11 protein-coding genes and 1 tRNA gene are annotated in these 14,160 nt (G+C 43.9%); 4 read left to right on the top strand and 8 right to left on the bottom strand.

The genetic code is table 11. The features are described from left to right. Positions 1 to 11 precede the first annotated feature (11 nt). Positions 12 to 1,157 (bottom strand): rod shape-determining protein MreC, encoded by a 1,146-nt coding sequence (locus WC222_08010; GenBank protein MFA6916327.1) that lies wholly within the window; start codon positions 1,155 to 1,157, stop codon positions 12 to 14. Then, the gene (locus WC222_08005) at positions 1,157 to 2,350 is read right to left on the bottom strand and encodes an aromatic amino acid transaminase (GenBank protein ID MFA6916326.1); all 1,194 of its coding nucleotides are present in this window, start codon (positions 2,348 to 2,350) and stop codon (positions 1,157 to 1,159) included. The genes WC222_08010 and WC222_08005 overlap by 1 nt, the downstream gene beginning before the upstream one ends. A gap of 112 nt (positions 2,351 to 2,462) precedes the next feature. On the opposite strand from WC222_08005, the gene WC222_08000 reads away from it, so the two are divergent. The 3 genes from WC222_08000 (at position 2,463) to WC222_07990 (ending at position 4,511) form a co-directional block, all read left to right on the top strand. After that, positions 2,463 to 3,566, top strand: coding sequence for a class I fructose-bisphosphate aldolase (locus WC222_08000; protein MFA6916325.1), 1,104 nt, complete (start codon positions 2,463 to 2,465; stop codon positions 3,564 to 3,566). A 557-nt stretch (positions 3,567 to 4,123) separates the two neighbouring features. Further along, positions 4,124 to 4,196, top strand: a tRNA-Ala gene (locus WC222_07995). Positions 4,197 to 4,259: 63 nt separating this feature from the next. Then, a complete protein-coding gene (locus WC222_07990; GenBank protein ID MFA6916324.1) occupies positions 4,260 to 4,511 on the top strand; it encodes a hypothetical protein in 252 nt (83 codons plus the stop codon). 38 nt (positions 4,512 to 4,549) lie between these two features. On the opposite strand, the gene WC222_07985 is transcribed toward WC222_07990, so the two are convergent. The 6 genes from WC222_07985 to WC222_07960 form a co-directional block, all read right to left on the bottom strand. Continuing rightward, positions 4,550 to 5,215: an NYN domain-containing protein gene (locus tag WC222_07985; GenBank protein MFA6916323.1), complete on the bottom strand. Its 666-nt coding sequence runs from the start codon at positions 5,213 to 5,215 to the stop codon at positions 4,550 to 4,552. A gap of 4 nt (positions 5,216 to 5,219) precedes the next feature. Further along, the gene (gene rdgB, locus WC222_07980; protein ID MFA6916322.1) at positions 5,220 to 5,819 is read right to left on the bottom strand and encodes an RdgB/HAM1 family non-canonical purine NTP pyrophosphatase; all 600 of its coding nucleotides are present in this window, start codon (positions 5,817 to 5,819) and stop codon (positions 5,220 to 5,222) included. A gap of 11 nt (positions 5,820 to 5,830) precedes the next feature. After that, a complete protein-coding gene (locus WC222_07975; protein MFA6916321.1) occupies positions 5,831 to 8,005 on the bottom strand; it encodes a GreA/GreB family elongation factor in 2,175 nt (724 codons plus the stop codon). A 293-nt stretch (positions 8,006 to 8,298) separates the two neighbouring features. Continuing rightward, positions 8,299 to 10,329, bottom strand: a complete 2,031-nt coding sequence (gene uvrB / locus WC222_07970; protein MFA6916320.1) for an excinuclease ABC subunit UvrB — start codon at positions 10,327 to 10,329, stop codon at positions 8,299 to 8,301. 4 nt (positions 10,330 to 10,333) lie between these two features. Then, a complete protein-coding gene (locus WC222_07965; protein ID MFA6916319.1) occupies positions 10,334 to 11,539 on the bottom strand; it encodes an aromatic amino acid transport family protein in 1,206 nt (401 codons plus the stop codon). Next, positions 11,532 to 13,169 (bottom strand): FAD-dependent thymidylate synthase, encoded by a 1,638-nt coding sequence (locus WC222_07960; GenBank protein MFA6916318.1) that lies wholly within the window; start codon positions 13,167 to 13,169, stop codon positions 11,532 to 11,534. Before WC222_07960 ends, WC222_07965 begins: the two co-directional genes overlap by 8 nt. Positions 13,170 to 13,256: 87 nt before the next feature. Here WC222_07960 and WC222_07955 point away from each other — a divergent pair, with 87 nt between their 5' ends. Then, positions 13,257 to 14,117 carry a hypothetical protein gene (locus WC222_07955; protein ID MFA6916317.1) on the top strand — a complete coding sequence of 287 codons (861 nt, stop codon included), beginning with the start codon at positions 13,257 to 13,259 and terminating at the stop codon, positions 14,115 to 14,117. Positions 14,118 to 14,160 lie beyond the last annotated feature (43 nt).

Below are 14,160 nucleotides of genomic sequence, written 5' to 3'. Positions count from 1 at the left end.
TCGATTAGGCTTTATTTCAATTTATTTAACTTAGTGCGGTTATCCCACAGTACGGGTGGAGGAAGGTCTGACTTATCGTAGCCATTGGAAGGTAATACTAGAACATAAGAGAGGTCGTCAAGATTTCCCGCTGCAGGTAATGCTTCCAGGCTATAGTAATAATCCCCTTCGCCTAAGGGCTGAATGTGAACTACCTCTCCGACGGGGAGTCCTGGGGGAAAAACCCCATCGTAGCCGGTTGTCATGAGTAGATCTTTTACCTTGAGGACGGGTAGGGCTTTGTCTTGGTTTATAGAGCCTTCAGGTGCTCCTGAACGCAAATCACGGGCAGGGCCTTCCTCATCGGGAAAATCATAGTTGAAACCGATCCCTTTTAAGCGCTGACCAGGGGATCTCCATAAAGGGGCGCTGGAACCATTTAACTCACCTTTAGCCATAAGGATGGTGCCGGCTTCAGATTGAAGTTTGCCCCCGAGCATAGCCAGGTCATCCAGCATCCGGTCTTTTTCTTCCGAAGCATCAAATAGCTCGTTGCGGGAGGAAAGCTGCCTTTGAAGGGTATTTAGCATCTCTGCTAACCATTGATCCCGCCAGCCTCCGCGGGCTGCCCTGACAGATATTGTTAGGCCTGAATCAGTGATTAATCGCACTCGGCTTTGTTTTTCCCCCACATAGTCGATCACACCGACAACAGCGCCTTTAGAAAGGACGGGGCTATTTTTCGAGATGACGGGCGATCCGACTGTCTGGTTGTCTTCAGTACCGACATCAATCCATAACGAACTATTCCATGCGGCTGTAGTGCGGTATATAACGCGAGCAGGGAGTCCTTCCAACTGCTGACGTAGATTTTCTTCCAAAATTCTACGGTGTTTGTCTGTCGCCTGATCAAAAGCTGCTGTGGATAACTTATCCAAGAGTTGGAGCTCTTGTTGTATCAATGTGCGCAAATAGTTGTTTTCCGCTTCTAACGAAGCAATCGTATCTGGATAATAGATATCTGTAGAAGGTTCAGGGCTTTGAAAAATATTCCAAAGGGGGGCGGAAATTTTCATCACCCATCCTTGGATATTCTCCACTTGCATCCGAGAGATATTCAGCACTAGGATAAGGGCCGCTAAAGGCAAAATCAGGTAAGTATAGGACCGTTTTTTCATTATCGAGTTGCAAGTGTTATGGCTTTGGCTACGAGGGGGATGTTGCTTTGGTTCAAGCCGGCAATATTGATCCTGCCATTTTCAGGAATGTATACGCCGCTTTCTTCACGCAGACTTAGTACTTGTTCTTTAGATAATCCGGTGAGGGAGAAGAAACCCTTGCCTCCTAAGAAAAAAGAATAGTCGGTATGGGGGTTTTGTTGTTTAAGTTCATCTACAATAGCTTTTCGTAATACGCGTAGACGGTGGCGGATTTCAGTAAGCTCTTGCTCCCACATAAGCTTCAATGTGGGAGATTGCAATATCGTTCTAATGATCCGCGCTCCATAAAGTGGGGGGTTGGAATAGCTTGCTCTAACGATGACTTTTAAATTGCTTTCAACTTTTTTTGTAGATTCTGTGTCGGGTAGGACTAAGCCGAATAGGCCTGTCCGCTCGCCGTAAAGGCCAAAATTCTTGGAGAAAGAGATGCAGAATAGGGGGGTAAGTTCTTTTGCAAATAGACGCAAGCCGAAAGCATCCTCACTTAAGCTGTCTCCCATACCCTGATAAGCCATGTCGATGATGGGTACGATGTCCTTTCCTTTTAATAACGCACATAGAGACGTCCACTGATCATTGCTTAAGTCTATGCCTGTAGGGTTATGGCAAGAACTTTGCAGTAGCAGCGCACTGCGAGCAGGCATGTGTGAGATACTGTCGCAAAGTTTATCAAAATCTATCTGGCGTGTCTTATTATCGTAATAGGGACAAAGCTCAGTTTGAATACCCTCATGGCAAACTAGGGTATGGTGATTGGGCCAACTGGGGGTAGGAATGAATATTTTTTTTATTCCGCAAAAAAATAGCATTTCAGCTGCGATACGTATTGCTCCAGAGCCGCCGATAGATTGCGCCGCAATAAATCGCTTCTCCGTAAGACAGGGGGCGTCTTCGCCCAAAATAACTTTGCTTACTTCTTCAATAAATACCTTATCACCAAGGATAGGAAGATATCCCTTATCCATCTGACTGTCAAAAATCTGACTTTCAGCGGCCCTGACAGACTTGAATACGAAAGGTTTTCCCTCTTCGTTCTGGTAGGATCCGATTCCTAAATTAACCTTCTGGGCATGTGTATCAGCCCTAAATAAGGCAGGTATGCCTAAGATGGGATCTTCAGATTTTACTTCAAGCTGATGATATATATCCATGATTACCCTTTTAATACGTTATTCTATTCTCTTCACATGAAAGCAGCAAGCTGGAAAAGAATAGGAGGTTTAGGTTAGAAAGACAGATAAAATAATGTCGAATGGAGGAAAAATGTCTGCTGCAAAAAAACAATCAGGACCACTTAATTATGACCAAATCCGCTCCTTTCTAGGAAAAGAAGCAAACGATTTATTGGACCATACATCGCAGACTATCAAAAAAAAAGATTTAGTGCTCCCTAATCCAAACTGGGTCGATGAAGTCACTATGTTTAGCGACCGCAATGTGCGTGTTTTAGGGAATTTGCAGCGGTTGTTTGATCACGGACGCTTAGGAGGAACAGGCTATGTTTCCATTCTCCCCGTTGATCAAGGCATAGAGCATTCAGCCGGCGCATCCTTTGCACCTAATCCACTCTATTTCAACCCGGAAAATATTGTTAAATTGGCGATAGAAGCAGGATGTAACGGCGTAGCTTCCACATTGGGAGTATTAGGCAATGTAGCACGCCGCTATGCACATAGAATTCCATTTATCCTCAAAATAAATCACAATGAGCTCCTTTCCTATCCAAACAAATTCGACCAGGTCTTATTTGCTAATGTGCAGCAAGCTTATGATATGGGCGCTGTCGCAGTAGGAGCTACCATTTATTTTGGCTCCCCTGAAAGTCCGCGTCAAATTCAAGAAATCAGTGAAGCATTTGCTCATGCCCATGAATTGGGGATGGCAACCATTTTGTGGTGTTACCTTCGTAACAGCGCATTCAAAGTAGATGGAGTAGATTACCATACAAGTGCAGACCTGACAGGTCAAGCGGATCATCTAGGCGCTACAATAGGGGCGGATATTGTAAAGCAAAAACTCCCGACAAATAATGGCGGGTATAAGGCCTTAAACAAAGATAAGAAAGGCAGCTATGGGAAATATAGTGATCTGATGTATTCCCAGCTGTCTTCGGATAATCCCATTGACTTGACGCGGTATCAGCTGATCAATAGCTATAATGGAAGAGTAGGTCTTATTAATTCCGGCGGTGCATCGACAGAAGACGATTGGCAGGATGGAATCCGTACTGCAGTGATCAACAAGCGTGCGGGTGGAATGGGACTGATAATGGGCAGAAAAGCATTTCAGCGTCCAATGGATGAGGGGATCAAGCTTACGAATGCTATTCAGGATGTCTATCTTTGCAAAGAAGTGTCTATTGCTTAACGGGTGAACAACCGCGAAGTTGTCTCCAGTATGGTCTGTGTAGGGTTTTATCTGAACGCAGGAAGCTTCGCTCTGCAAGAAGTTGCCTCTAAACCCATTGTGTGGCTTTTTTTTTGAACGCAAAGAACGCAGAGAAGCTCCGCCCTGCATTTGGTTGTCACTAGTACGGTTGTTTTCATACCGATCTTACATCGACGCGGTCCCCCGCGGGACCGCGTCGCCGACGTTGACATGCTCGCTGCGCGATCACGTCAAGCATAACTAGACACTTTATTTAATACTCTTAATCGCGGTTTCCACAGCAGAAACAAGTTTCATAACTTAATGGTAGATAGCATGACAAAATTTGCTATTGTCATTTAGGTTTATCCTGCAAAAGACTTGAATGGATTCGGTGTAATGTAAATGTGAGATCGGTATGAAAATAACCGTACTAGTGGCGCCCTCAGGGTGGAGCTTCTCTGCGTTCTGTGCGCTGGAGTACCGCGGCGGTTCATATCCATTTCGTTCTTGAATCAAAAAATACACTTGTGTAAACTAACGTCACCTTCTTTTGAGGGGCGTTAGCTCAGTTGGTAGAGCGCAACAATGGCATTGTTGAGGTCAACGGTTCGATCCCGTTACGCTCCAATTTTCTTTAAAGTACTATTTGTGTTATAGTAATTACGCAACAAACTCTATATTGAGGATAATATGCGTTACTATAAATATTTAATACCTTTAGTTGTAGCATTTACTTTTATAAGCACCCCTGCTTTAGAAGCTAGATCGAGTTTTTTCTTTGGTTTGAATCTGAATCTTATTCCACAATTGCTTGCACCTGCACCTAGACCTGTAGCTGTTTACGCACCGCCTCCGCCAGTCTATTACTACGCTCCGCCAGTATATTACGTAGAACCAGCTCCTGTATATGTTGTACCGGGCGAATATTACTATTATTATTAGTGGATTGGGGTCGTTTAGTAATCCTTGACGACCCTTTTTTATGAATCTCTCATCTCTTCAAAAGCTTTCAAGTAGTATTTCCAAAGGTCTTCTTCTACCTTTTGACCGGTAGGAATAGCTTCAGGATGGACTTTCTTTTTTAATTTCGAAAGGGTTTTTGGAAGAGGCTCTTGGGTGGGCATGTTCACGCTAAACGCTTCAATATAGTACTCTAAACACTCTTCAACGGGAGTGGTTTTTTGCACCTTTTTTTTAACAGGCGGGGGTTTCTGTAGAGGAGGAGGTTGAGGTTTTGCTACTTTCTTTATTTTCTGAAAGCTATTTTTGAAACGCTTATCCAACCAAAGGGCGAATGTCTCTATGTTAATAGAGTGGGCTCCTTTAAGGCGTGCCCGATGGGTGAGCTCCCTATCAGAAGTGACCACAGTAATTTTAGAAGGGGTTTTGAATTCATCGATGGCGTTGATGATATATTCATCTGCAGTTTCATTGTGGTTAGTAAAGTGAACTTCCAGGCCTGCATAGTGCCCGCGGCTACTTTCATCTAAGGTATGCTGTGCATCAAAAATAATCGCTGCTTCGATATTGAGGGCAGCAACTTTTTCACTTAACTCAGTGATGCTTAAAAATCTTTTTTGTTGGAGAGAGTGCTTCGAGGAATATAATCGGAATGCGAGGTTATATCCATCGATGAGGTAGCGCATAGGGCTACTTAATTTTTGACTGTAAAAAGAGCAATATTTTTTCTAAAGCCTTGCCGCGATGAGAGACCTTATTTTTTAAGTCTTCCTGCAGTTCACCGAATGTTTTGCCGCCATAGTCATGTTTGGAAAAAACGGAATCGTAACCAAATCCATTATTGCCTCTTTCTTCTTCGGCAATCATGCCTTCGCAAATCCCAGTAACAACTTTTAGATAGCCATCAGGACCTGATAGAGCAATAGCACATTCATAGAAACCTGCTCTTTGCAGGTCTTTGAAATCTGTCATTTCTTTGAGAAGTTTTTTAGTGTTCTCAATATCAGAAGCATTAACATCTGCATAGCGGCGGGAATGTACACCCGGGTCTCCTTTAAGAGCGGGGACAACCAGGCCTGAATCATCAGCTATGACCCATTTTTGGAGAGTTTTGGCAGCATGTTCAGCTTTAATACTGGCGTTTTCTTGGAAGGATTTACCGGTTTCTTCCGGCTGTACGTAATGGGGAAAGTTATGCAGAGTTAAGAGGTCTATATGCGGTAAACCATGGAACATTGCCTTGTATTCACGAATTTTGTGTATATTAGTTGTGGCTAGGACAAGTTCCATGGTTATTTCCTCTAGGATTTGTCGAATATTGTTTTCATTTCAGTTAAGACGATGTCTTCTTCTCTGAAACGGATGGATTCACCTTTTTTCAAACCAATGAGCGATTGTGCTAGTTGGGATTGAAATGAGAGAATTCCTTTCTCTGGATCTGCATCCCAGGGGCCTAAAATTGTGTAGGTAATGTCGGGTTTTCCAGTCACGCTTAATGTTGCGATGGTGCCAATACTGACTTCATTAGGATTGACGTCATCTCTGGTAATGATGCGTGCGCGGTTAAGTTGCTCGCTAAGGAATTTGAGCTGGCCTTGTAAGTGGGCGCGTCTTTCCAGAGCAAATTTGAATTCGGAGTTTTCACGCAAGTCGCCATGGGCGCGTGCGGCTTCGATTTCACGTGCATTTTCCACGATTTCAACGGTACCGATGGTTTGAATACGGTTTTTAGTGCGTTGATAACCTTCGTCAGTTGTCCATATGATATGCCCGTCAGTAAGGCTTTGGTTTTTCGTTTTCTTCCGCACAATTAAGGAAGGGTGGACAACTTCAGCTAGAGAACGGAGGATTTTGACGTCATGATCGCTTAATGTTTGGCATTTGCTGACGAGGAGTAGGTATTCTTTGACGAATTCGAGGCTAGTTCCTTCGAGCAGTTGTCTTACCACGGAGAAGCGTTGACCTGAAAGGATGGCATACATTTTTTTCAGGAGTTCGCGGTATTCGGTTTTCAGTTCTATGGAGTTATAGAGGATCAGGAAGGATTCAAAAAAGAATTGTTGGCTTTCATTGTCATTGAAGGGCAGATCTTTGCTTTCTTTTCCTACGATTTTCTGGAAATACCAAACGAAGAGTTCCGGATTTTTCGTTGGGTTTTGGAGAAGTTCGTTTATTGCATCGGAAAGGGATGGTTTAGCTTCGCCTTCATTGAGTTCTTTTAGAACGTAGTCTCTTAAGGGGGCATTAGTGAGGTTATTGAAGAAACCGAGGAAGAGGGGAATCCAATCAGGGCGGTGTTCTCTGATGGCTATAAGAACACGTTTTTTATAAGCTAGAATTTCTATGCCATCGATAAGTTTGGGAAGGTCGTTGCTATTTTGGATAATAGTGGCGACGCTGCGGCTGTCTAATGTTTCATTGAAGGTGTTTTCAAAGAAAATGCTGACTTGGATGGCGATTGAAGGGGAGATATCTTTGGTATCGAATAAGCCTAGCATAGCTTGGCGAAGCATCTTATTGACATCTGGGTTTTTTAGGACAGCAGGAATATCACGCACTAAATTGTAGCATTGCAGGATGATTTCGTTAGGTGATGCTGTTTGCTGTAACGCCTGTTGGAGCATGTCTTTTTCAGTTAATTCGGCTTTACGTAGGCGGAATGGCTGTTTAATGCTATTAGGGGTGTCGATAAGAGAATCTTTTTTTAGTTTGGTACGGCACCATTGCCACCATTTGGTCCAGTCTTTCTCTGGGATGACGAGTTCGCAGAGTTCGTCTTTAATTTCTGCGGCTGTTTTAGGGCCAAGGTCTCTTAGAAGCGTATGGATAATTTCGTTAGGATTTTCACGTGCTTGTTGTTCAAGGATGTCGGGGTTGGCAAAACGGCGGGAAAGGAAATGGCTATTTTGAAGAGGTGTCAGTGTTTTAAAGGCGTTGGTATAGGTGAAGTGTTTGCTGCCGGCAACGAATTCGAATTCAACTGCAAGTTGTTCACGCACGGGGGAGACGTCTGCAATTTCGCCTGCATCCCATCCGCCATTATGGAAAACATAATTGCCTTTTTTCATGTGGTGGAGCAGTTCGTAATTGGAAATTGAGCCTTGGAAGTTTTGCTTTGTTCTTAAGCCTACTAGACGGATGCGTTCATTAAAATGTGGATCATTGGGGTGTTTCTTTTTGATGGCATCGATAGTGATATCTGCTAGAGTGGGAGTATTTGTCGTTTGAAGATCGATGAGCAATCTGAGAACTTCATAGGAATCTTCTAAGTTATCGATTAGGCTCCAGAGGGTGAGTCCATTTTCGACATATTTTCCGAAGGGGATTGAAAGGTCGGAGTTTTTAATTGTTTCGAGGATTTCTTTATATTCTTCGACATCTACAATATCATTTGCACAGTATTCTTCCCATAGGATGAGAAGCTTAGAAAAGTCCCTATGATTAATTTGGCTTTTTATTTCTTCCAGGTAACTCATGAAAAAAGATCCTCAATATAACTTAAAATTTTTGCTAACTTTGCCGGTGAGATAGAGTATAATCTTAGTGGCAATAAAATTCAAAAGCGGTTTTGGTTCGATAAATAGATAGGAATAGGCCGCATTGCAGTGAATTCTAGTATATCAGTAATTACGCTGAATGAGCAGGGCGCATATACTTCACGTGTGGTTAACGGAAACATCATTGCTATGAACTGCATAAATCTCCTAATTGTATGTACAAAGGTTAAATGAAAAGGCTAAAAAAAACTACGGGAATTACAGATTTCCTTTCAAAGTTCGTTAAGATCTGAATAGTTAAGTTCCATTTGTTCATATTTTCTCATCAGATCGCGCTGATGGGCAGCATCTTCATAGCGCATTTCTTTTGCGGCAAGGCGCATTTCTTGGGAATGAAGGCTGACTTTTTGGCGTATCTCATTTAAACTTAGATATTCGTGTTTTGGTTCTGCTGCGCGTTTGGATTTTCCTCTCTTAGAGCCGGAGTAGGATACTTCTTCGTATTCTTCATCCGAGACTAAAGGAATGATCTCTTTTTTAATTGTTTTAGGGGTGACTCCGTGGTCCGTGTTGTACTTCTCTTGGAGTGCCCGTCTTTTTTCAGTCGTTTCCACTGTTTGCCGGATCGACTCTGTCATTCTATCCGCATACATGATGACGCGGCCTTCGGAATTCCGGGCTGCACGGCCGCATGTTTGGATGAGCGAAGTTTTACTGCGGAGAAAGCCTTCCTTATCGGCATCGAGGATAGCGACTAGCGAAACTTCAGGAATATCCAATCCTTCCCTTAATAAGTTAATCCCTACGAGTACATCAAAATTTCCTCTGCGCAGATCTTGGATAATTTGCATGCGCTCGATGGTATCGATATCGGAATGGAGGTATTTTGCTTTGATTCCGAGCTCGATCAGATATTTTGAAAGCTCTTCGGAAAGCCTTTTTGTTAGTGTCGTGACAAGGACGCGGCCGCCTTTCTTGGTATGTGCATGGATTTCAGCGAGACAGTCGTCTATTTGGTCAGCAGCGGGGCGTATTTCTATGACAGGGTCTAAAAGTCCGGTGGGGCGTATCAATTGTTCGACAATCTCACCGTCAGCTTCTTGGATCTCCCAGTTAGCTGGAGTTGCAGATACGTAGACGACTTGATTGAAGCGGGCGTAGGATTCTTCGAATTTAAGGGGGCGGTTGTCAAATGCGGAAGGGAGCCTGAAACCAAATTCAACTAGCGATTGTTTGCGGGCTTGGTCGCCATTATACATAGCTGTCATTTGCGGTATGGTCTGATGGGATTCATCTACAAAGAGAAGGTAGTCTTTTGGAAAATAGTCGATCAAGCAGGGAGGGGGATCTCCAGGATTCCTCATGCTGAAATGACGTGAATAGTTCTCAATGCCTTTGCAGAATCCTATTTCTTTGATCATCTCCAAGTCATACATTGTGCGTTGGTGTATGCGCTGGTGTTCTACATACAATTTATTCTGTTCGTAATGCGCCATGCGAAGTTTAAGTTCATCTTTAATGGTCTCGATGGCATGAAGGCGCACTTCTTCAGGTGTAACGTGGTGCGAACTTGGGTAGATAGTGATGGAATCGATGGACTTTCTAGATTTACCTGTCAGAGGGTCGATTTCTGTTATTTTTTCCACTTCGTCGCCAAAAAGCTCTATGCGGTAAGCTAACGAGTCTTCATATGCTGGAAAAATATCAAGGATATCGCCACGGACCCTGAAAGTCGCACGAGCGAAATCCATATCATTTCGTTTGTATTGCATCTCTACCAAGTGCAAAAGGATTTCGTCACGACGCCGCTCTTGTCCTACTTGGATATTAAGATTCATTCCGCGGTAATATTCTGGAGAGCCTAGGCCGTAGATGCAAGAGACTGATGCTACAATTATGACATCATTGCGCTCAAGCAGTGACCTTGTGGCGCTTAATCGCATTTTGTCGATCTGGTCATTGATCGCTAGGTCTTTTTCTATATAGGTATCTGTTCGGGCAATATAGGCTTCGGGCTGGTAGTAATCATAATAAGAAACAAAATATTCGACAGCATTGTTAGGGAAGAAAGATTTGAACTCTTGATAAAGCTGTGCGGCTAAGGTTTTATTGTGGGCAAGGACCAGAGTAGGTTTTTGTACTCTCTCTATAATATTAGCCATCGTAAAGGTTTTGCCTGAACCTGTAACGCCGAGTAAGACTTGAGCTTTCTTTCCTTCTTTAATGCCTTTTACGAGGGCATCAATAGCATGTGGCTGATCTCCGCGTGGAAGAAAGTCAGTTGCTAGTTTGAACTCAGTCATAAATTTACAGAAGGGAAAGTGATTTGGCTATTTCTAATCCTATCACAAGAAAAGAGAATAGCATAGCAGCGATCAAGGTAATTTTTCCGCCCGGGGCGGCATACCCTTCGAATCTCTTTTGTATGTATCTACCTCTCCATACCATAAGGGCGGGCATAAGACCTAGAAGGAAAACTACGCCATAAGCGCCTGAAATCTCCAGCGCTGTAAGGAATGCGCGCGCATAAGTGATGGCGATGAGGAAGGGGGGGATGAAAACCAAGCACACTAACATAAGGTTATTCGTATGTGTACGTTGTAATTTAAATCCGTCGGCGAGGAAGTCGCATAGAGCTAAAGCGACCCCAATAAAAGAGGTGACAATGGCAAAGAAACTGAATAGTTGTGCGATAAGGCTTAATACAGGGGTATTGATAGCATTGGCTAGTAACGTCGCGCCGTTAGCCCCTTTTTGATATCCTTGTAATAGTCCGTTAGCCCCTTCAAATGGTATGATGCCTAATGCGATCATTTGCCAGAGGGCATAGATGACGAGAGGGATGAAGCTGCCTATTAATAAGGTCCATTTAAGGATTTTGATGTCTCCATGCATATAGCTGTAGAGGCTAGGGATAATGATATGGAACCCATAGGCAGTAGCTACGACAGAGACGACGGAAAAAGCAGTCGGCCAGTCGGATCGGATAAGCTTTTCAGTCTCAACATAAGGGGAAAGCATTATTAACATTGCGGAATAGCTGACAGCTAAACCAATCATTAGGAAGCGGTTCCAATAGTCTACGTGTGCCGTCCCTCTTAATAGTAGGTAGGCCAGCAAAAGTACTAGGGGAATACCGCACCAAGCACCTAGTGGAGGGATATTGAAAGTGCTGGTTAACAGATCGCTGATGATGGCGCTACTACCGGCAATATAGGCTGTGAGCAAAGAATAGAGAAGAAAAAGATAAGCCGTCCAGCTGATAGCTTCTCCTGGTCTGCCTAAGGTCATTTTGGCCATAGTAAGCAGATTGGTTCTTTGGCCTGACCAGGTGTTCACTTCAAGAAACAGCAAGGCTGTATAGGTCATATACAGCCAAAAACAGATAAAAAGAACTAAGGAGGGAATGAATCCTGCTACACCTGCGGATACGGGCAATGCTAACATGGCAGCGCCGATAGTCGTTCCGGCGACAAGCAATATACCGCCTAGAAATTTTGCCCAATTATGCATCTAATAAATGTTGTTTTTCTATTTTTCGTTGCTCTTGTCCTAATCTGCCCATTTGATAGCCTTCATAGTCGACAAATTTAAAGAACCGTTCAAAGGCAGGACATATCTCGCATACTTGCCTTGCCATCTCTTGAGCTATGAAGCGATAGGTTGGGTGTCCGGCGGGAGATGAGCGTAGCTCGCAGAGCCATTGCAGGGCCCGCAAATTAACATTGAAATACCAACGTAAATGATAGCCCATAGGGACCACGTATTGGGCTTCTTCAGGAAACTCAACGGCAATCATATCGTAGGCTTCTTTTGCACGGAACATGGCCTCGTTGTAATCGTCTTCCAGCGCGCTGCCTTCGATCTCCGGCGGTATATAGAAGCCGTAGTCGCAAGTAAGCATTTGCTTTTCTTGTGTCAGGATGCGGTGGCGGTGAAGATCTCTGTAAGAGCCGTAGTCACCGATGATTTCGAAGGTAAAGGTTGCATGCTCTAATGCGCGCGGAGATTTCTGGCGTCGGTTGTCCCTGCTTGTTGCGGCAGCGTCTAAAATGCGTGCGATATCTTCTTCGGACATTTCGTGGCATAGTTTGCGCAGCTCTCCCAAGCCTTTATTGCAGTGCGGGAATAATAAGGCTGCTGCTACATTGAGGGGGCCTTCCTTGTCATAGTCAAGCATGCGTACACCGGGAGTCATGGAGCGGTCGGCTGCGTCTGCAAAAAGGAAGGCTGTTTGATGGAGATCATTGAGCATGTTCTCATAGAAAGAACTGTAATTGGTATGAGTGTGGTGCGAGGGGGAAGAGCGGCGGACGAAAGAAGGTATTTCTTTTGTAAGCTCCTCATGCATGCGGCGGCCGATGTCTTGCATTTCGGTGAGAGTATAGCAATGCATTTTATGCAGCAGCCCTTCATAGAAACGGCCGTTGCCAAACACACCCATGTTTGTTAGGGTGGACGCCGGTAAAAGACCTCTTAAGCAGTCTAGGACCTTGGCGCGCAGAGCAGCTTTGTAAGCGGTAGCGGAGATGGCCGGGTCTTTCAGAAATGTTTTTTCAAAAGTCTGCGTCAGAGGGGGGATGAGTGCGCTATAAGTTTCAAATAGGTGATTACAGGTGGAGATATAGGCATCTCTGAAGGCGGAGGTCATTAGGATAGGTTCGTGGTAGAAAAGGTATTCACCATTCACTTTCTGGTCAAAGTAGACATAGCGGGTGGACTTCTCTAAGGGGGAGCCGCCAATTCTGCAGTCTTCAATAGCCTTTGCAGCGAGCATGGAAATATTTTCTATGGCAATATGTGCTCCACCGAGTTCGCCAATGGAGTCATCGCCGTAGCCGTCCAGGATTCGGTCATAGAAATTCTGGGCTTTCTGGATAGCTTCTTGTTGACTTTCAGTACTATAATTTTGAGGTTGTCCTGCAATTTCAGAGAAATGGGCTTCATCTTCATTTCCAATGAACTCCTTCAATAGCAAGGAACGCAAGCCTAAATTAGAGCGTGAGTAACGGGAGAAAAGAGCTCCTTTTATGACTTCGGGAAGATTGCGCAAAGCAAAAATATGGCTATGCGTATTCGTAACGTAACGCTCCAAGATGCGTCGTTGCGCGTCGGTGAACTCCTCGTAATCATCCGATAACATTAGAAACCTCGTGCCGGGAAATTATAATTGTCTTATCTTGCCACAAGATAACGATAAAGAAAAGCGCTGACTTAGAAATAGGCTGATATGGAATTAATTAATGATAAATTATTGGAGTATAACAGTTTAGGCTTATTTCCCGGACCTGAAGAAGAAGAAGCTGACTATTATAAAAGAGTAGATTATTGCCTACATTTAAGGACGATACTATCTAAAGATCACGGTTCAATTATTCCTCCGGAAGTAATGGAAGCGGAAGACCAGCCCTTAACTGAAGAAGCGTGGCAAGTCACACGTCCACTCTTCGGCATCGCCCCTCTTTGGACCCCTTTATTTTTCAGCAATCATCAGTTAGCCCCCTGGCATGGCGGTTGCGCATGGATTTTCCGAGTAGCGGAAGATTCTCCTATCGGAGCGATATTCCAATTACGGCGTAGCTTTAAAAAGAAGGAAATATTCTTAGGTTATTACAAGCGTTCTTTCTTACTAGCGCACGAAGGTGTGCATGTAGCTCGAATGGCATTTGAAGAGCCCAAGTTTGAAGAAATACTAGCCTATATGACTTCTCAAAGTGCATTTCAACGATTTATAGGGCCCTTGGCCGAATCATCCAAAGAGACTGCTATTTTTGCACTTCTCATTTTTGTAAGCATGGTCATTTCATTAACAGCAGGAACAGGCGTATGGCCGCTTTGGATGGTCGGCATAAATCTATTACCTTGGCTTATGATAATTGCGGCTTGCATACGCAGAATTTATAGGCAAAGCCAACTGGATAGATGTCTGAAAAACCTTAAGCAATTGACGTCGCAGGCTAATCATGTTGCCTGCAGGCTTACCGATAAAGAGATCATTCTTTTTGCGGGATATGCTCCTGAAGAGATCACTCGTTATGCAGCGGAAAATAAAGAGTTTAGATGGTCTCTTCTGCGCAGTTATTTCAGTTGACTTACAGATTTAGAAGAGGAGCGTATTTAGCATTGCGCTGCAA

It is taken from the genome of Parachlamydiales bacterium (assembly GCA_041671045.1).
Classification (GTDB): Bacteria; Chlamydiota; Chlamydiia; order Chlamydiales; family JABDDJ01; genus JABDDJ01.
The sequence above is the reverse complement of the archived record's forward strand: the minus strand, read 5'-3'. Positions and strand labels throughout refer to the sequence as shown.